The 18,025-nt window shown below is 43.4% G+C and carries 14 protein-coding genes and 1 pseudogene; 11 read left to right on the top strand and 4 right to left on the bottom strand.

Annotation, left to right across the window (positions count from 1 at the left end):
• Positions 1-441: 441 nt before the first annotated feature.
• On the top strand, positions 442-1,275 hold the full coding sequence (locus L8S15_RS02035) for a 4'-phosphopantetheinyl transferase superfamily protein (RefSeq protein WP_016798121.1): 834 nt from the start codon (positions 442-444) through the stop codon (positions 1,273-1,275).
• Between the two features lie 20 nt (positions 1,276-1,295).
• Here the strand turns inward: L8S15_RS02035 and L8S15_RS02030 are convergent, their stop codons facing one another.
• The gene (locus L8S15_RS02030; protein ID WP_016788637.1) at positions 1,296-1,703 is read right to left on the bottom strand and encodes a thioesterase family protein; all 408 of its coding nucleotides are present in this window, start codon (positions 1,701-1,703) and stop codon (positions 1,296-1,298) included.
• A 356-nt stretch (positions 1,704-2,059) separates the two neighbouring features.
• On the opposite strand from L8S15_RS02030, the gene L8S15_RS02025 reads away from it, so the two are divergent.
• The 3 genes from L8S15_RS02025 (at position 2,060) to L8S15_RS02015 (ending at position 5,240) form a co-directional block, all read left to right on the top strand.
• On the top strand, positions 2,060-3,055 hold the full coding sequence (locus tag L8S15_RS02025) for a TRAP transporter substrate-binding protein (protein ID WP_016788636.1): 996 nt from the start codon (positions 2,060-2,062) through the stop codon (positions 3,053-3,055).
• A 65-nt stretch (positions 3,056-3,120) separates the two neighbouring features.
• Positions 3,121-3,876 carry a TRAP transporter small permease gene (locus L8S15_RS02020; RefSeq protein ID WP_016789153.1) on the top strand — a complete coding sequence of 252 codons (756 nt, stop codon included), beginning with the start codon at positions 3,121-3,123 and terminating at the stop codon, positions 3,874-3,876.
• A 2-nt stretch (positions 3,877-3,878) separates the two neighbouring features.
• Positions 3,879-5,240 (top strand): TRAP transporter large permease, encoded by a 1,362-nt coding sequence (locus L8S15_RS02015; RefSeq protein ID WP_004736074.1) that lies wholly within the window; start codon positions 3,879-3,881, stop codon positions 5,238-5,240.
• Positions 5,241-5,273: 33 nt separating this feature from the next.
• Here the strand turns inward: L8S15_RS02015 and L8S15_RS02010 are convergent, their stop codons facing one another.
• The 3 genes from L8S15_RS02010 to L8S15_RS02000 form a co-directional block, all read right to left on the bottom strand.
• Positions 5,274-5,447: a hypothetical protein gene (locus L8S15_RS02010; protein ID WP_016767079.1), complete on the bottom strand. Its 174-nt coding sequence runs from the start codon at positions 5,445-5,447 to the stop codon at positions 5,274-5,276.
• A 78-nt stretch (positions 5,448-5,525) separates the two neighbouring features.
• Positions 5,526-6,875 carry a sigma-54 dependent transcriptional regulator gene (locus L8S15_RS02005; RefSeq protein WP_010439492.1) on the bottom strand — a complete coding sequence of 450 codons (1,350 nt, stop codon included), beginning with the start codon at positions 6,873-6,875 and terminating at the stop codon, positions 5,526-5,528.
• 127 nt (positions 6,876-7,002) lie between these two features.
• The gene (locus L8S15_RS02000; RefSeq protein ID WP_016784701.1) at positions 7,003-8,835 is read right to left on the bottom strand and encodes an ATP-binding protein; all 1,833 of its coding nucleotides are present in this window, start codon (positions 8,833-8,835) and stop codon (positions 7,003-7,005) included.
• A gap of 162 nt (positions 8,836-8,997) precedes the next feature.
• On the opposite strand from L8S15_RS02000, the pseudogene L8S15_RS21810 reads away from it, so the two are divergent.
• The 7 genes and pseudogenes from L8S15_RS21810 to ppiD all read left to right on the top strand — a co-directional run.
• Positions 8,998-9,180: pseudogene (locus tag L8S15_RS21810) on the top strand (hypothetical protein); the annotation flags it as partial.
• A 294-nt stretch (positions 9,181-9,474) separates the two neighbouring features.
• Positions 9,475-10,773 (top strand): trigger factor, encoded by a 1,299-nt coding sequence (gene tig / locus L8S15_RS01995; protein WP_065101226.1) that lies wholly within the window; start codon positions 9,475-9,477, stop codon positions 10,771-10,773.
• Positions 10,774-10,878: 105 nt separating this feature from the next.
• Entirely contained in the window at positions 10,879-11,505 is a 627-nt protein-coding gene (clpP, locus tag L8S15_RS01990; protein ID WP_004736080.1) for an ATP-dependent Clp endopeptidase proteolytic subunit ClpP, read from the top strand.
• 81 nt (positions 11,506-11,586) lie between these two features.
• A complete protein-coding gene (gene clpX / locus L8S15_RS01985; protein ID WP_010439502.1) occupies positions 11,587-12,867 on the top strand; it encodes an ATP-dependent protease ATP-binding subunit ClpX in 1,281 nt (426 codons plus the stop codon).
• Between the two features lie 132 nt (positions 12,868-12,999).
• Positions 13,000-15,351 carry an endopeptidase La gene (gene lon / locus L8S15_RS01980; protein ID WP_010439506.1) on the top strand — a complete coding sequence of 784 codons (2,352 nt, stop codon included), beginning with the start codon at positions 13,000-13,002 and terminating at the stop codon, positions 15,349-15,351.
• A 170-nt stretch (positions 15,352-15,521) separates the two neighbouring features.
• Entirely contained in the window at positions 15,522-15,815 is a 294-nt protein-coding gene (locus L8S15_RS01975) for an HU family DNA-binding protein (protein ID WP_012604504.1), read from the top strand.
• Positions 15,816-16,036: 221 nt separating this feature from the next.
• Complete coding sequence (gene ppiD, locus L8S15_RS01970) at positions 16,037-17,908, top strand: peptidylprolyl isomerase (RefSeq protein ID WP_016784700.1); 1,872 nt, start codon at positions 16,037-16,039, stop codon at positions 17,906-17,908.
• The last annotated feature ends 117 nt before the right edge of the window (positions 17,909-18,025 follow it).

Here is an 18,025-nt window from a genome sequence, read left to right as displayed (position 1 = left end):
AAAACGTGTGAATTTGTTTAATGGTTGAGCAGGCTACCCGAGGTGAGTAGTTGATACAATGCTCCCAGCGGCCACTATGATCTGTTCAGACCAGATGAATCGAATGTGTTTTTGATTTTTGTATTTTTATTGTATTTAACTTATTGATATTTAATGGGTATGAATTGTTTTTTAGTGTTTATACTCTATTTTTTGGCCTAGTGAGATCTATGTCAGGTTTTTGTAAGTAAGGTTTAATAGATGACTGTTTAACAAGGCTGAGTGTGATCTGTGTTTTAATTTGTTATTATTTTAAAATCAAGTTCCAAGCTCTCATATGAAGGATGTTTCCTTCCCGATTTCTCTATGTTTATAGCAAATCATAGGTGAGTTAAATTTGTTCGTTTTGATGTTTTTTTGATAGCTTGATGAGAGTGATTTTAATAAATGAGTGCTAGAGATATGGGAATACCGATTGTGGATTTGTGGCTTTGCTCCCTGAGTGATTTACATGATGATATCGATAGCGTGTCGTACTTAAAACAGAGGCTCACGATGGATGAGATAGCCAAAGTTGATCGCTATCGAATGCCCTCATCTCAGGTTCAAGCTTTGTACGTTCGTAACTATCTAAGAAAGGTGTTGTCTTGCTATTCTGATTTGAGGCCAGAAGAGTGGCGGTTTGAATATGGCGAGAAAGGAAAGCCAAGTTTAGTCGCCGAACAGCAACTCAAGACGGGGTTAAATTTCAATATTAGTCATAGCAAAGAACATTTGTTGATTGCAGTTTGCCAGATAGAAGGGAAGCAAGTTCAATTGGGTGTTGATATTGAACACGCAAGAAGTTCGACCAATATCGACTCGATCATGAAGCACTACTTTTCAGATAAAGAATTGGCGGATTTACTTGAGCTCAGCAAAGAAGAACAGAGAGAGCGTTTTTTCGATCTGTGGGCGTTGAAAGAGTCGTACATCAAAGCTACGGGTCATGGGTTAGCCACATCGTTGCGAAGCTTTTCGTTCGAATTCTCCAATCTGACGGAGCAAACATTTCCAATTCACGCTTCGGATTTTCAACCAAACTTGCAAGATGAAATTAGATTGTATCGCGAAATTAGGCTACATAATGGAATCAGGTTGGATTTGGATTCTGCTCAAGAAGACGATATTTCTACAGATTGGCAATGTTGCTTGGGTCGATTAGATGACCAGTACCGTTTTGCCGTGACTCTTGGTGGAAATTTGCTACCCATGCAGATAGAGATGAGAACCTTTTCGTTGTCTCATCTCTTTTAAGCTAGTTTGGTGAGGTGAAGTTAGCTCGTTTCGCCAAGCATCGCTTTTAATACTTCGGCAGGCACTGGCTGCAGTTGCTTGTCTTTATCTAGGCAAACCATTTCGATATCACCAATCACCGCAGGCTTAGTTGCATCTTTGCGCCACACTTCTTGTCGCCATAGCGTTTTGTATTTTCCATCGAGTTCAAAAGAGGTTCGGATGTCGCAGATCTCAGCGAACTCAACTCCATCTTGAAAAGTCATGTTGGCTTTATAGACCGCAAAACCTAATCCTTGCTCATTCCACAATTCTGCCAGTTTATCGCTACCCAAGACATGTTCGCGCGCACGCTCGAAGTATTTAAGAAAGTTCGGGTGATAAACCACACCTGAGTGATCGGTATCTTCATAGTAAATTTGTACTGAGTGATGGTAGATCTGACTCATTGGTATCAACTCTTGTTAAGTAGTGGAGTGGTAAATCTGGCTAAGTTGTGCAGCACTCTACAGGATAGGTTGAAATTACTTCAAGGCATCATCGGCAATGTGGCTCTTGGTCAGACCTCATTCGGCTGTATCCATTAGTGATACGTTGGTCAACTCCCACCCATTTACAAATATTCTATGTGTCATTTCCCACCCATTAAATTTTGCAAACAACTGGCGACTGATGTTGGCAACTATGATGAAGCCTTGTAGTTAAAGGGTTGTTAATGTTTTGTATCAACGTGGCGCGCTAATTGCCTTAGTGAAAGCACGCAGTTCCCATTGAAGGGCTGCTTTGTTTACTAAGGAGAATAATAATGTTTAAGCCTCTTACCCTACTGTCTGTATCTGCTCTGGCGCTCACCAGTTTTAATGCTGCTGCAAACTGTGACCCTGGTGAAATCGTGATTAAATTCAGTCATGTAACCAATACCGATAAGCACCCGAAAGGCATCGCCGCTTCTTTACTGGAAGAGCGAGTAAACACGGAAATGAATGGCAAAGCTTGTATGCAAGTTTTCCCTAACTCAACACTTTACGATGATAATAAGGTACTGGAAGCCCTGTTAAATGGTGATGTTCAAATGGCGGCGCCATCGCTGTCTAAATTTGAGAAGTTCACTAAGAAATACCGCATTTTTGACCTTCCTTTTTTATTTGAAGACGTAGAAGCCGTTGATCGTTTCCAAAATTCAGAATCTGGTGAAAAGCTGAAAAATGCAATGAAGCGTCGTGGCCTACAGGGTCTAGCGTTTTGGCACAATGGTATGAAACAGATGTCGGCGAACAAACCTCTTATTAGCCCTGAAGACGCGAAAGGTTTGAAATTCCGTGTTCAAGCATCAGACGTATTGGTGGCTCAGTTTGAACAACTAGGCGCTAATCCACAGAAGATGTCTTTTAAAGAAGTATACGGCGGCCTGCAAACTAAGGTTATCGATGGCCAAGAGAACACATGGTCAAACATCTACGGTAAGAAGTTCTTTGAAGTACAAGACGGCGTAACTGAAACCAATCACGGTATCTTGGATTACCTAGTTGTAACGTCAAACGACTTCTGGAAAGACCTACCTGAAGATGTACGTACACAGCTTGGTACTATCGTTCAAGAAGTATCTGAAACACGTAATGCAGAATCTTCAAAAGTTAACCTAGCGAACAAGAATAACATCATCGAAGCCGGTGGTGAGGTTCGTACACTTACGCCTGAACAGCGTGAAGCATGGGTAGCTGCACTTCAACCAGTATGGAAGAAGTTTGAAAAAGACATCGGTTCAGATCTTATCGATGCAGCGTTAGCTTCAAACCAATAACACCGCTAAGGGAGTGGCGTGCATTTCGCCACTCCTTATTAAAACAATTATAAGCGGAGTCAATTATGGAAAAGCCTCAAATGGAACAACCAAATTCTAGCGAATCAGCACTGGAAACCTCTCTTTTTTCCAAAGTCGGAAGAGTTACGGATGTGATTGAAGAGTCATTAATCGCATTTTTCCTTGGCGCAATGACGCTACTTACTTTTGCCAACGTGGTATTCAGATACGCATTCAATGGCAATATCTTGTGGGCACTAGAACTGACAGTGTTCATGTTCGCTTGGATGGTGTTAGTGGGCGCATCTTATGGCGTTAAAAAACACTTCCACATTGGCGTTGATGTCATCATTAACCTTGCCCCAGAAAAGCTACGTAAAATGTATGCGTTAATTGCCGTTACAAGCTGCCTGGCCTTTTCAATCCTACTTCTTATCGGTTCTTGGAATTATTGGTACCCGTTCGCGACCGATCGTGCATGGTATGAGACCGATGATATTCCAATGCCCGAGATGCTTCAGTTTCTTTCTGACTGGATGAATGAAGGTGAGCGATACGAGAAACTGCCACGTTTTATTCCTTATATGGCGCTGCCGATTGGTATGGCAATGCTGACGTTCCGATTTATCCAAATCGCTTATCAAGTGGCGACGGGAAAGCTTGACCGCATGATTGCAGGCCATGAAGCCGAAGAAGAGCTGGATGCATTGAAAGCTGATGTGTTAGCGGGTTCTGATGAAGACGCGACAGCGGTATTGGATTCGACTAAGCAAAACAAGGCGAACGAGTCGGGTACAAAATCTAACGGTAAGGAAGACTAATCATGGCAATGTTATTTCTATTTTTAATGGTAATTGCTTTCATGTTGGTCGGTGTACCAATTGCGATTTCCCTTGGTTTATCGAGCGTCATATTCTTGTTGATGCACTCTGATGCGTCACTAGCTTCGGTTGCACAAACGCTGTTTAATGCATTTGCAGGCCACTACACACTCTTAGCGATCCCTTTCTTTATCTTGGCCTCTAGTTTCATGTCTACAGGTGGTGTGGCGAAACGTATTATCCGTTTTGCTATCGCAATGGTCGGCTGGTTCCGCGGCGGTTTAGCGATGGCGTCGGTTGTGGCATGTATGATGTTCGCAGCGTTATCTGGATCGTCTCCAGCAACGGTAGTGGCAATCGGTAGTATTGTTATCGCTGGTATGATCAAAAACGGCTACACAAAAGAGTTCGCGGCAGGGGTTATCTGTAATGCGGGTACTTTGGGTATCTTGATTCCACCGTCAATCGTGATGGTAGTTTACGCTGCGGCGACGGATGTATCTGTAGGTCGTATGTTCCTCGGTGGCGTGATTCCTGGCCTGTTGGCAGGTGTGATGTTGATGATTGCTATCTACATTGCAGCACGTATTAAGAAGATTCCTGCACAGCCTTTTGTGGGCTGGGGTGAGATGTTCGCAGCAGCAAAAGACGCAAGTTGGGGTCTGCTACTGATTGTCATCATTTTGGGTGGTATCTACGGCGGTATCTTTACACCGACGGAAGCGGCGGCTGTTGCAGCGGTATACGCGTTCTTTATTGCCAACTTTATCTATAAAGATATGGGGCCTTTCGCTGACAAGAAGAATACAAAGCCTGCTTTGGTTAAGGTGTTCCAAACCTTCTTCCATAAAGATACCAAAGACACGCTCTATGATGCCGGCAAGTTGACGATCATGCTGCTGTTTATCATTGCCAATGCTCTGATTCTTAAGCATGTACTGACAGAGGAACGCATTCCTCAGATGATCACTGAGTCTATGCTTTCTGCAGGCTTAGGTCCGATCACCTTCTTGATTGTGGTGAACGTTCTACTCTTGATTGGTGGGCAGTTCATGGAGCCATCAGGCTTGCTGATCATCGTAGCACCTTTGGTATTCCCAATTGCAATTGCACTTGGCATCGACCCTATTCACCTAGGTATCATGATGGTGGTGAACATGGAGATAGGGATGATAACGCCGCCTGTGGGGCTTAATCTGTTTGTGACAGCAGGTGTCGCCAAGATGTCGATGATGAACGTGGTGAAAGCGGCATTGCCTTGGGTAGGCGTGATGTTCTTATTCCTGATTATCGTAACTTACGTACCTTGGGTATCAACATGGTTACCAACCACGTTGATGGGGCCAGAAATCATCACTAAGTAGGATGTTATGTCATTTTAAAAAGGTGAGGAGGTATTAAACCTCCTCATCAATATTCCTACCGAAGTTCAAGTAAGAGTCGCTCTGTTGATAGAGGGCTCTTTTTGCTTCTAGTTCCGGCGTGTTTAAGTCGACATGTTGATCGATATAATAAACACCGTCGATCTCCATTGTGTCGGTAATTGATGGAACTTTTGTTTTCTCACCCATAACCATTTTCCTATCAACTTTATTGCATAACATCCTGTTAGCGGTTTAAGTATAGGTGATCTTGCTCGCATATCTAATTTAGTTTTCGCTCTGTCGGTATGACTCTTTCGCAAGTTGATGTTTTTGCATCTTGTCATAGAGGGTTTTGCGCGGAAGTTGAAGCCTTTCCATGGTCTCTTTTATACTGCCGTTACACTCAATAAGTGCTTGCTTTAGAGTGCTTTTCTCAAAGTCAGAGACCAACTCAGCTAGCGATAAATGCTGGTTTGATTCAACGGTGTTGTCTGATAAATGAGAAAGCTTGCCTAAAAGTACAAAACGCTCGGCAGTATTACGTAATTCTCGTACATTTCCGGGCCAATCATGAGCTAAAAGTGCGTGCAGTTCTGTTTGTGGAAGTGCAGGGGCTGTTTTGCCATAACGAGCCGCCGCGACGAGCAAGAAATGGTGAAAGAGTGCAGGTATATCTTCTTGGCGACTTCTTAATGGCGGCAAGTCTAAAGTAACTACATTGAGCCGATAATAGAGATCTTGGCGGAAAGCTCCTTCCTCAGAAGCTTTTTTTAGGTCGACTTTAGTTGCAGCAATCACGCGAATATCGAGCGGTACTAATCCGTTCGAGCCGACTCTTTCAATGACTCGCTCTTGTAATACGCGCAATAGTCGTATTTGCGCCTGCATTGGCATGGATTCTATTTCATCTAAGAATAGGGTGCCGCCTTGCGCAAACTCGAACTTACCTACACGTTTGTTTTCGGCTCCCGTAAAAGCACCTTTTTCATGACCATAGAGCTCACTTTCAATCAGGTTTTCAGGAACGGCGCCACAGTTGACCGCAACAAAGTTTTGCTCTCGGCGACTGCTTTGTTCATGCAGAGAACGAGCAACTAGCTCTTTGCCCGTCCCCGTTTCGCCAAACAATAAAATATCGGCGTTGGTATCGGCAACATGAGTGATGATAGAACGTAGCTCTGTCATAGATTGTGTGTCACCAATGATTCTCGGTCCTAGTGCTTTACTCGCCTTCAATGAGCGCTTGAGTTCTTGGTTTTCGAGAGTTAACTGGCGTTTTTCGATGGCGCGTTTGGTCGTCTCAATTAAGCGTTCATTCGCAAAGGGCTTTTCAATGAAATCATAGGCACCGTTATGGATAGCTTGAACGGCCATTGAGATATCACCATGACCAGTGATCATGATGACCGGGATTTCTTTGTCTTTATGCATGACCGTGCTGAGTAGGTCATGCCCAGAAATACCCGGCAAACAGATATCGGTAATGATCACGTGGGGAAGACCATTTTTCTGGATGGCGATCAGCGCAGATTCTGCATCGGGAAAGAATTCGGCGTCAATCTCGGCAAGTTCAAAGCTTTGCTCAATGGCCATTCTTAGATCGGATTCATCATCAATGAAATAGACGTGACACATAGTTTATTCCTTTACTCTTTTGTTCTAATTATCGTTGAGTTTGCTTGTTTGCTTGTTTGCTTGTTTGCTTGTTTGCTTGTTTGCTTGTTTGCTTGCTTGTGAAGTTAGCTAATTTAATGAGTTAGCCTTAATCTGCTTGCGCGCGTTCTGTTCGTGCACGGTGCTCATCAGGCACAATTGGGAGTTCGATACTAAAACGAGCGCCACCTTGTGGGCTGCTATCGGTCAACAGTTTTCCGTTAATTCCACCGATTATTTGTTGAGAAATCGATAGCCCGAGTCCAAGACCATTTTTTTTGGTGGTATGGAAGGGTTCAAAAAAACCTCCCGTCGAAGGTGACATAAAGCCGGGGCCATTATCATCAACGTGAATCAACAGAGTTTTTGATTGTTCATTATTTGATTCCCTAATCTCTAACAGGATAGCCAATTGTTTATCTTCTTGATTTTCCATAGCTTGAACTGCATTGGTCAGTAGGTTAATGATTACCTGTTCCAGTTGAATCGCATTGGCGAGCACGCAAGCATTGAAGGTTTCAGGGAGCTCATTTACTTTGACTCGCTCAGTTTTCAATTGCGGTTTCATCAGCTCTTTAGAGGAATGAAGAACAGGCAATATCTGCAATGTGTGTAGCTCTTCCGCCGTGGACTTTTTTGCGAAGGAGCGAAGCTGGTGGCTAATTTTCGCCATACGATCGGTGAGTGATGAAATTCGAGATAGGTTGTCATCAACACGCTCGGTCTTTTCTTTTGCAAGAAACAGTCGGCCGTTATCGGCATAACTGCGAATCGCAGCGAGTGGGTTATTCAGTTCGTGACTGATGCTCGCTGACATTTGACCCAATACCGCTAGTTTAGCGGCTTGGATAAGCTCATCTTGTGTTTGCCTGAGCACCCGTTCTGTTTCGATACGCTGTTTGATCTCGATATGGAGCTCAGAGGTTCTTTCGAGGACTTGAAACTCGAGTTTTTGTTTGGCTTCAGATTGTAGCCTATCGATTTGCGTACGCTTTTGTTGGCGGTGATGGTTGAGTTGCATCGTGAGATAGATAATGGCAAACACTAAACTCAGCACCACAAGGTAAGCGATGAGATCCCACCAAACTAAGTGTGTTGGAGAAAATACTCTGACAGTTAGTTTCGGGTCATCGAGGAAGCGTGATGAAGTAAAAAAACGTTCTTTTACGAGCTGGTGTGGTGATTGAATGCTGCTGGTGGCGCTTTCTAAGTCTCCTGAAAAGTGAAGGCTCTCGATCTTGGTATCAAGGTATTGTCTGCTTTCTTGAATGCGAGTTTTTTGCGCTTTATCTAAAGGTTGAAGGCTTTTGAACAACCATTCAGGCTTGCTCGACATAAAAACAATCTGGTCTTTATCGTCGGCAACAAAAAAACTCTGCTTTCCTTTCCAACTTGCTTCAATCAGTGATAAATCCATTTTTACGACAATCACGCCAATGATTTCGGCCGCGTAGGAGACAGGGTAAGAATAATAATAGCCTCGCTTTCCCGAGGTAGAACCTAAAGCAAAGTACTGGTTTTCATTGCCGAGAATTGCTTGTTGATAGTAGGGACGAAAAGCAAAGTTACGTCCAACGAAAGAGTGTTTCAGGTTCCAGTTACTAGCAGCTATGGTGGTACCGATACTGTCGAGTAGGTAAGTGTCGGACGCTTGAATTACTGTGTTTACGTGCTCTAGATACCGATTAGTCAGCTCGATTTGCGCGGAATTACTTGGTGAGTGTAGGGCATCGACTAGTTCTTTATCTTTTGAGAGCAGTTCTGGGATATGGGCAAACTTATCCAATTGGCTAGAAATATGAACGGAAAATCGATCTAACTTAGACTGGTGATCATTTAACAAACTTTGATGGCTTGTGCTCCATACCCAGTGACCACCGAGAACCATCAGCAAGACATAGGTGATGAGCAGTAGTAAAGGGATTCTTAAAGCTCGAAACATGAACGCTCTCCGCTAAATTCTAGGTAAACAAATACACCTGTGTTTTCTCGTTTATGACAGCAACTAGCGGTAGTTTTTTCTTAAAATAGAGAGATAACAGATGGTGGTAGGTTAAGGCTTTGTAACGGAGATTGTTGAAAAAGTTATCGACTCTGAGGGGTAAAACAAGAGCAAGATCTCTTTTTAAGGTTTTTAGCAAAAAAAGGCCTCGATTCCCTTGAAAAAGTCGCTATTGTCCCCATTTCTGTTGTGCTAAGTGATGTTTTGATCGTTTTTTTATCATTTAGTTGGACGAATTTAGAGCATTCATCATCAAGCAGAGGCGAACGGCTCGACAGAGATTAAACAGATCGCTAGAATGTCGCGTCTAAAATTTCTGTCCTGAGGCTAATCGGAGATACCTTTCTTGTTTCTGAAAACAAGCTTTGTTGCGTTTTAGTCGGCGTGTGAAGAACGAAGATATCGCTGATTAGTCTGGTGTTTAGTTGAATAATCAATTCAAACATCAATGCTCGATTTTAAATTAGGTGTTCGGATAGAGCACTACACAAGGATGCAGCCAACAACGTCGGCTTTTGAATTAAAGCTAAGTTACGGCTCATATGCTCAGATTACTGAGCCAGTTTTGAGGTTTATATAATGCAAGTTACTGTTGAAACGCTAGAAGGCCTAGAGCGCCGTCTTAATATTACTGTTCCTGCTGCTAACATCGAAGATGCAGTTACAGCTGAACTACGCAACATCGCGAAAAATCGTCGTTTCGATGGTTTCCGTAAAGGCAAAGTGCCAATGAAGATGGTTGCTAAAATGTACGGCAAAGCAGTACGTCAAGACGTGATGGGCGAAGTAATGCAACGTCACTTCATCGAAGCGATCGTTAAAGAGAAAATCAACCCAGCTGGCGCACCTACTTTCGCACCAGTTGAAAACAACGAAGGCGCTGACCTAGTATTCAATGCAACTTTTGAAGTTTACCCAGAAGTTGAGCTGAAAGGTCTAGAAAACATCACTGTTGAGAAACCAGCAGTAGAAGTTAAAGAAGCTGACGTTGAAGAGATGATCGAAACTCTACGTAAGCAACAAGCAACTTGGACTGAAGTTGAAGCTGCTGCTGACGCTGGTTCTCGTGCAACTATCGATTTCGTTGGTTCTATCGACGGTGAAGAGTTCGAAGGCGGTAAAGCTGAGAACTTCCCACTAGAAATGGGTGCTGGTCGCATGATTCCTGGTTTTGAAGACGGTATCGTTGGTAAAACAGCAGGTATGGAATTCGAAATCGACGTAAACTTCCCAGAAGATTACCACGCTGAAAACCTAAAAGGTAAAGAAGCTAAGTTTTCTATCAAGCTGAACAAAGTTGAAGCTCGTGAACTTCCAGAGCTTAACGAAGAATTCGTTTCTAAGTTTGGTGCTACTGACGGCATTGAAGGCCTTAAAGCTGAAGTTCGTAAGAACATGGAGCGCGAGCTTAAGCAAGCTGTTAAGAACCGCATCAAAGAGCAAGCTATCGACGGTCTAGTTAACGAAAACAACATCGACGTACCTTCTGCTCTAATCGATCAAGAGATCGGTGTTCTACGTCAACAAGCTGCTCAACGTTTCGGTGGTAACACTGAAGCTGCTGACCAACTTCCTCGTGAGTTGTTCGAAGAGCAAGCTAAACGTCGCGTAGTTGTAGGTCTTCTTCTTGGTGAAGTAATCAAGACTGAAGAGCTAAAAGCTGATGATGAGAAAGTTAAAGCTATCATCGAAGAGATGGCTACAGCATACGAAGATCCAACAGAAGTTATTGCTTACTACGAGCAAAACGAGCAAATGATGAACAACATGCGCAATGTTGCTTTAGAAGAGCAAGCTATTGATGCAATCATCGCTAAAGCTCAAGTTTCTGATAAAGAAGTTAGCTTCAACGAGCTAATGAATCAGCAACCTGCTTAATATAGTAATATCTGACGTAGAAGGTTGACGTACGGTCAACAATTCTGCTAACAATGGTCCGTATGATTTAATCATTCGGGCCATTTATTTTAGGGACATAAGAATATGAGCTACCAAGAAAAAAATACAATGCCATCGATTATGGACGCACTAGTTCCTATGGTGGTTGAACAGACTTCCCGTGGTGAACGTTCTTACGATATTTATTCTCGTCTATTAAAAGAACGTATCATTTTCTTAACCGGTCAAGTGGAAGACCACATGGCAAATCTTGTCGTGGCTCAACTGCTTTTCTTGGAATCAGAAAACCCAGACAAAGATATCTATCTTTACATCAACTCACCTGGCGGTAGCGTAACAGCGGGCATGTCTATCTACGACACAATGCAGTTCATCAAGCCAAACGTGAGCACAGTATGTATGGGTCAAGCTTGCTCTATGGGTGCGTTCTTACTAGCGGGTGGTACTCCAGGTAAGCGTCACGTACTTCCAAACTCACGTGTAATGATTCACCAGCCACTTGGCGGCTTCCAAGGCCAAGCGTCTGATATTCAAATTCACGCGCAAGAGATCCTAACGATCAAACAAAAGCTAAACAAACTATTGGCAGAGCATACAGGCCAGCCTCTAGAAGTTGTTGAGCGTGATACAGATCGTGATAATTTCATGTCTGCTGATCAAGCAGTAGAATACGGTTTGGTGGATTCGGTTCTTAATCACCGCGGTCAATAATTGCAAGGCAATTGTTTAACGCAAAGTGATTCAAATTGTTATACACTCAAACATAGAGAGTAAAGGCTAAGAGGTTAGCGAATGACAGACAAAAGCAAAGAGGGTGGTAGCGGTAAACTGCTTTACTGCTCTTTCTGTGGCAAAAGCCAGCACGAAGTTCGCAAGTTAATCGCAGGTCCTTCTGTTTACATTTGTGATGAATGTGTCGATCTTTGTAACGACATTATTCGTGAAGAAATTAAAGATGTTCTTCCTAAGAAAGAATCGGAATCGCTGCCAACGCCGCGTGAGATTCGTGAGCATCTTGACGACTATGTAATCGGTCAAGAATACGCGAAAAAAGTGCTAGCAGTTGCGGTATATAACCACTACAAGCGTTTGCGTAATGGTGATACGACAGCTGAAGGCGTAGAGCTAGGTAAGAGTAACATTCTTCTTATCGGCCCTACTGGTAGTGGTAAAACACTCCTTGCTGAAACATTGGCTCGTTTCCTAGACGTTCCTTTCACAATGGCAGATGCAACGACACTAACCGAAGCAGGTTACGTGGGGGAAGATGTTGAAAACATCATCCAGAAGTTGCTTCAAAAATGTGATTATGACGTAGCGAAAGCGGAACGTGGCATTGTTTACATCGATGAAATCGACAAGATTTCTCGTAAAGCTGAAAACCCATCCATCACGCGTGACGTGTCTGGTGAAGGTGTACAGCAGGCTCTGCTAAAACTTGTTGAAGGCACCGTTGCTTCAGTTCCACCTCAAGGTGGTCGTAAGCATCCACAGCAAGAGTTCTTGCAAGTGGATACATCTAAGATCCTATTTATCTGTGGTGGTGCGTTTGCAGGCCTAGATAAGGTGATTGAGCAACGTGTAGAAACAGGTTCCGGTATCGGCTTTGGCGCAGAAGTGCGTTCTAAAGACGAAACCAAAACTATCGGTGAACTGTTCACTCAAGTAGAACCTGAAGATCTAGTGAAGTATGGTCTAATTCCAGAATTCATTGGTCGTCTACCTGTTACAACAACACTGACAGAGCTTGATGAAGAAGCGCTAATCCAAATCCTTTGTGAACCAAAGAATGCACTGACAAAACAGTACGCTGCATTATTTGAACTTGAGGATACAGAGTTAGAATTCCGCGAAGACGCACTACGTGCCATTGCTAAGAAAGCAATGAACCGTAAAACAGGTGCTCGTGGTCTACGCTCTATTTTGGAGGGTGTTCTACTGGAAACTATGTACGAACTGCCATCTTCAACTGATGTAAGCAAAGTTGTGATTGATGAGTCGGTAATTAATGGTGAGTCAGAACCACTGTTGATTTACAGTAACTCAGATAATCAAGCAGCTGCTGCAGAGTAGGTCTTTTTTAGACCACACGCTCAAATTGAAAAAGGAGGTAAGCAATTACCTCCTTTTTTTTATTCTTCCATTGAATCCAGTCGTTTAAGCCCCATATACTGCTTTATAAGTTAAAGCGGAAGAGAGAAATATATGAACTTGGAACGTTCCGAGCGTATCGAAATCCCCGTGCTACCTCTACGTGATGTAGTGGTTTACCCACACATGGTTATTCCATTGTTTGTTGGTCGTGAAAAATCGATTACTTGCCTTGAGTCGGCAATGGAAGCTAACAAACAAGTACTACTTGTAGCGCAGAAAGAAGCGGACACTGATGAGCCTTCAATCGACGACCTATTTAACGTAGGTACAGTCGCTACCATTCTTCAGTTACTAAAGCTCCCTGATGGTACGGTTAAAGTACTTGTCGAAGGTCAGCAGCGTGCAAAAATTCACCAATTCAAAGAAAGTGAATTTTTCTTAGCGGATGCCGAATACGTTGTTACTTCAGAACTTGACGAAAAAGAACAAGAAGTGGTTGTTCGTAGTGCGATCAATCAATTCGAAGGCTTTATTAAGCTAAACAAAAAGATTCCACCAGAGGTTCTAACGTCTCTGAACGGTATTGATGAGGCTGCTCGCCTTGCTGATACGATTGCTGCGCACATGCCACTTAAATTGGTAGACAAGCAGCACGTTCTAGAAATTTTAGATGTCACTGAACGTCTGGAATTCTTGATGGGCCAAATGGAGTCAGAAATTGACATCCTACAAGTTGAAAAACGCATTCGTGGCCGCGTTAAGAAACAAATGGAGAAATCTCAGCGCGAGTACTATCTGAATGAGCAAATGAAAGCGATTCAGAAAGAACTTGGCGAGATGGACGACGCACCGGATGAATTCGAGACTCTGAAGAAGAAAATCGAAGATTCTAAGATGCCTCAAGAAGCTCGTGAGAAAACAGAGCAAGAACTGCAAAAACTGAAAATGATGTCGCCAATGTCTGCTGAAGCAACAGTAGTACGTAGCTACATCGATTGGATGGTAGGCGTTCCTTGGGCTAAGCGTTCAAAAGTTAAAAAGAATTTAGCGAAAGCGGAAGAGATCTTAAATGAAGATCACTACGGCTTAGAGCGGGTTAAAGAACGTATTCTTGAATACTTGGCTGTACAAAACCGTATCAACAAACTGAAAGGTCCAATCCTTTGTCTTGTTGGTCCTCCTGGCGTTGGTAAAACCTCTCTAGGTCGTTCTATTGCTGCGGCAACGGGTCGTAAGTACACTCGTATGGCGCTAGGCGGCGTTCGTGATGAAGCTGAGATTCGTGGTCACCGTCGTACGTACATCGGTTCTCTTCCGGGTAAACTTATCCAGAAGATGTCTAAAGTTGGCGTTAAAAACCCACTGTTCCTATTAGATGAAATCGACAAGATGTCTTCTGATATGCGTGGCGACCCATCTTCAGCGCTTCTAGAAGTACTAGACCCTGAGCAAAACAACGCATTTAACGATCATTATCTAGAAGTAGATTACGATCTGTCAGATGTTATGTTTGTTGCGACGTCGAACTCGATGGACATTCCTGGCCCTCTTCTGGACCGTATGGAAGTGATTCGTTTGTCTGGTTATACAGAAGATGAAAAGCTGAATATTGCTAAGAGCCACCTATTGGACAAGCAAGTTCAACGCAACGGTCTTAAGCCTCATGAAATTGAGATTGAAGACTCTGCAATCATCGGCATTATTCGTTATTACACGCGTGAAGCAGGTGTACGTAGCCTAGAGCGTGAAATCTCTAAGATCTGTCGTAAAGCAGTTAAAAACATTTTGCTAGACAGCGACCTTAAGTCTGTAACGGTTAACATTGATAACCTGAAAGAGTACTTAGGCGTTCAACGTCATGACTTTGGTAAAGCGGATGAGAGCAATCGTATTGGTCAGGTAACTGGTCTAGCGTGGACTCAAGTGGGTGGTGACCTACTGACAATCGAAACTGAATCAATGCCAGGTAAAGGTAAGCTAACGCAAACCGGCTCATTGGGTGATGTGATGAAAGAGTCGATTCAGGCGGCAATGACCGTGGTTCGCTCTCGTGCTGAAAATCTAGGTATCAACACTGATTTTTACGAGAAACGCGATATTCACGTTCACGTGCCTGAAGGTGCGACACCAAAAGATGGCCCAAGCGCGGGTATTGCAATGTGTACTGCACTTGTTTCTAGCTTAACGGGTAATCCTGTAAAAGCTGAGGTGGGTATGACTGGTGAAATTACCCTACGAGGTGAAGTTTTACCTATCGGCGGTTTGAAAGAAAAACTGCTTGCAGCTCACCGTGGTGGCATCAAAACAGTCTTGATTCCTAAAGACAATGAGCGTGATTTGGAAGAGATTCCGGACAACGTTATTGCTGACTTGAAGGTGATTCCAGTCCAATGGATTGATGAAGTTCTTAAGGTTGCGCTAGAACGAGATCCGTCAGGGGTCGAGTTTGACGTGAAAAAATAGTGATGCGTAGCAAAAATAAGTAAAGAATTACGCTGATAGGCTCGAAAAGGCTTGTCAGCGTTTTTTTTGGACGCTAAGTTATTCGCTAAAGCGGCAATCCCTTTTGCAATAAGGCTTGCGGCGAAATAAAAACCAAAATGGAACGTACAGTCATCGAGATTTAGTCACAGATGACACATAGGGGAAAAACAGTGAATAAAACACAACTAGTAGAATCAATCGCAGAAAACGCAGACATCTCTAAAGCTTCAGCTGGTCGCGCTCTAGACGCTTTCATCGAAGCAGTTGGCACAACGCTACAATCAGGTGACCAAGTTGCACTTGTTGGCTTTGGTACTTTCAGTGTTCGTACTCGTGCTGCTCGTACAGGTCGTAACCCAAAAACTGGTGAAGAGATCCAAATTGCAGAAGCTAAAGTACCTGGCTTCAAGGCGGGTAAAGCACTTAAAGACGCATGTAACTAATTTTTGTTTGCTGGAACCTCGAATGTGAAGAGGGGAAAGCATTAACATGCGTTTACTGTTTGAACAATGATGTTTCATTCTTAGGCAGTATGTGTGCAAAGCACATTGAACTTATTTAAATTATGCGCATCCTACTGATGCGCATTTCTTTTTCTGATAATATCGCGTGAATAGATTTTTATTTTGAAGCCAATGCTTCATATCCGGAGAGCACTTAAATTATGATGGATCGATTACGCGAAGGCGTGAATAGCATCGCGGTAAAAATTATCCTTGGGTTGATTATCCTGTCATTCGTATTCGCAGGTGTAGGCAGCTACATCACCGGTGGCGGTAACAACGCAGCAGCTAAAGTTGGCAACACAGAAATTGCTCGTGGCGAGTTTGAACAAGCTTACCAAAACGAACGTAATCGCATGCAATCTCAACTTGGCGATTACTTCGCTCAAATGCTTGCAGACCCTGCATACGTAGAGTCTTTCCGTAAATCAGTCCTTGATCGCATGATCAACGATGTTCTACTTGAGCAGCAAGCTGAGTCTTTAGGTCTACGAATCAGCGATTCTCAAATCCGTACCATGATTCTAGAAATGCCTCAGTTCCAAACGGCTGGCCAATTCGATCAAGAAGTTTACCAATCAGCACTACGTCGTGCAGGTTTCAGCGCAGAAAGCTTCGCTGAATACATGCGTCGTGACCTAATGCGTAATCAACTTGTTACTGCACTTCAAGGCAGTGAATTTGTTCTTCAAGGCGAAATCGATACTCAAAGCAAACTGATTGCTCAAACTCGTGATATTCGTACTGTGACGCTTTCTGTTGCTGATTTAGCGAAAGACATTGAGCTTACCGACGAGCAGATTGAACAGTACTACTCTGAAAACCCATTAGCTTACACTCGTCCAGAGCAAGCTAAGGTGTCTTACATCGAACTTTCAGCCGAAGCACTTAAGTCGCAGCTTAAAGTGAGTGATGAAGAAGCTCAGAAATACTATGAAGAGCATCTAGATAAGTACTCAACTTCAGAGCAGCGTAAAGTTAGTCACATCCTAGTTCAAGGCGACGATGAAGCGAAAGCGCAGTCCATCCTGGACGAACTCAACGCAGGCGCTGATTTCGCAACGTTAGCGGAAGAAAAATCTGATGACTTCGGCAGTGCTGAAGTTGGTGGTGACCTAGGTTGGATCGAACGTGATGTTATGGACCCAGCATTCGAAGAAGCCGCTTTTGCTCTTCAGAATATTGGTGATACAACGGGTTTAGTTAAATCTGATTTTGGCTACCACATCATCAAGCTAGACGAACTGAAAGCATCTCAAGCTCAGCCTTACTCTGAAGTAGCGGCAGAGATTAAGACAGAGCTTCTAGACCAGCACGCAGTAGACCAGTTCTACGAACAGCAAACTGAATTAGAGAAAGTAGCGTTTGAATTCCCTGACTCTCTAGATGACTCTGCAGAAGCAATTAACGCTAAGATCACAACGACTGATTTCATCTCTCAAGTAGATGCACCAGAAGTATTGATGACGCCTGCTGTTATGCAAGCTATCTTGAGCCCAGAAGTGAAAGAAGACGGCCTAAACTCTGAAGTTATCGAAGTGGCTCCTGAACACGTGATTGTTATTCGTGTAGAAGAGACTCGTGACGAAACAGTTCTTCCTCTAGAACAAGTGAAGGATCAAGTTGTGGCTGCGCTGTCTGCTGTACAAGCCGAGCAGCAAGCGGTTGAGTTAGGTGTTTCTCTAGTGAACGAACTTAAGCAAGGCAATGAAGCAGTATTAGCGGATAACAACCTTGAGTTCACTGAACTTGAAACAATTGACCGTAACTCTCCATTGGCAGCTTCTGTATTCGCTCTAGCGAAGCCTGAAGGCGGTCAAGCGGTGTTTGGCCAATCTAAAGACCAAGACGGTAACATCGTTGTTGTAGAACTTTCTAAAGTAACGGCTGAAATCGACCCAGCTTACAGCACTCAAATTGGTGCTCAACTGGAACGAGTTGGCAACCAACAAGACCTGACCAACGTACTAAACGTACTTCGTGAAAACGCAGATGTTGAATACTACGTAGTAGGTCAAGGTCAAGGTCATTAAGGTTAGCTTAAACTGGCTAGCAAGATGACTTTGGTCTCTTACTACTGTCAGTCAAAACAAGGCTTTTGCTTTGCAAGTTAGGTTTATCCGATAAATCAGATTTGTGAGCTAACAAAC

This window comes from Vibrio sp. S/42/10, from assembly GCF_029890535.1.
GTDB lineage: Bacteria > Pseudomonadota > Gammaproteobacteria > Enterobacterales > Vibrionaceae > Vibrio > Vibrio cyclitrophicus.
The sequence above is the reverse complement of the archived record's forward strand: the minus strand, read 5'-3'. Positions and strand labels throughout refer to the sequence as shown.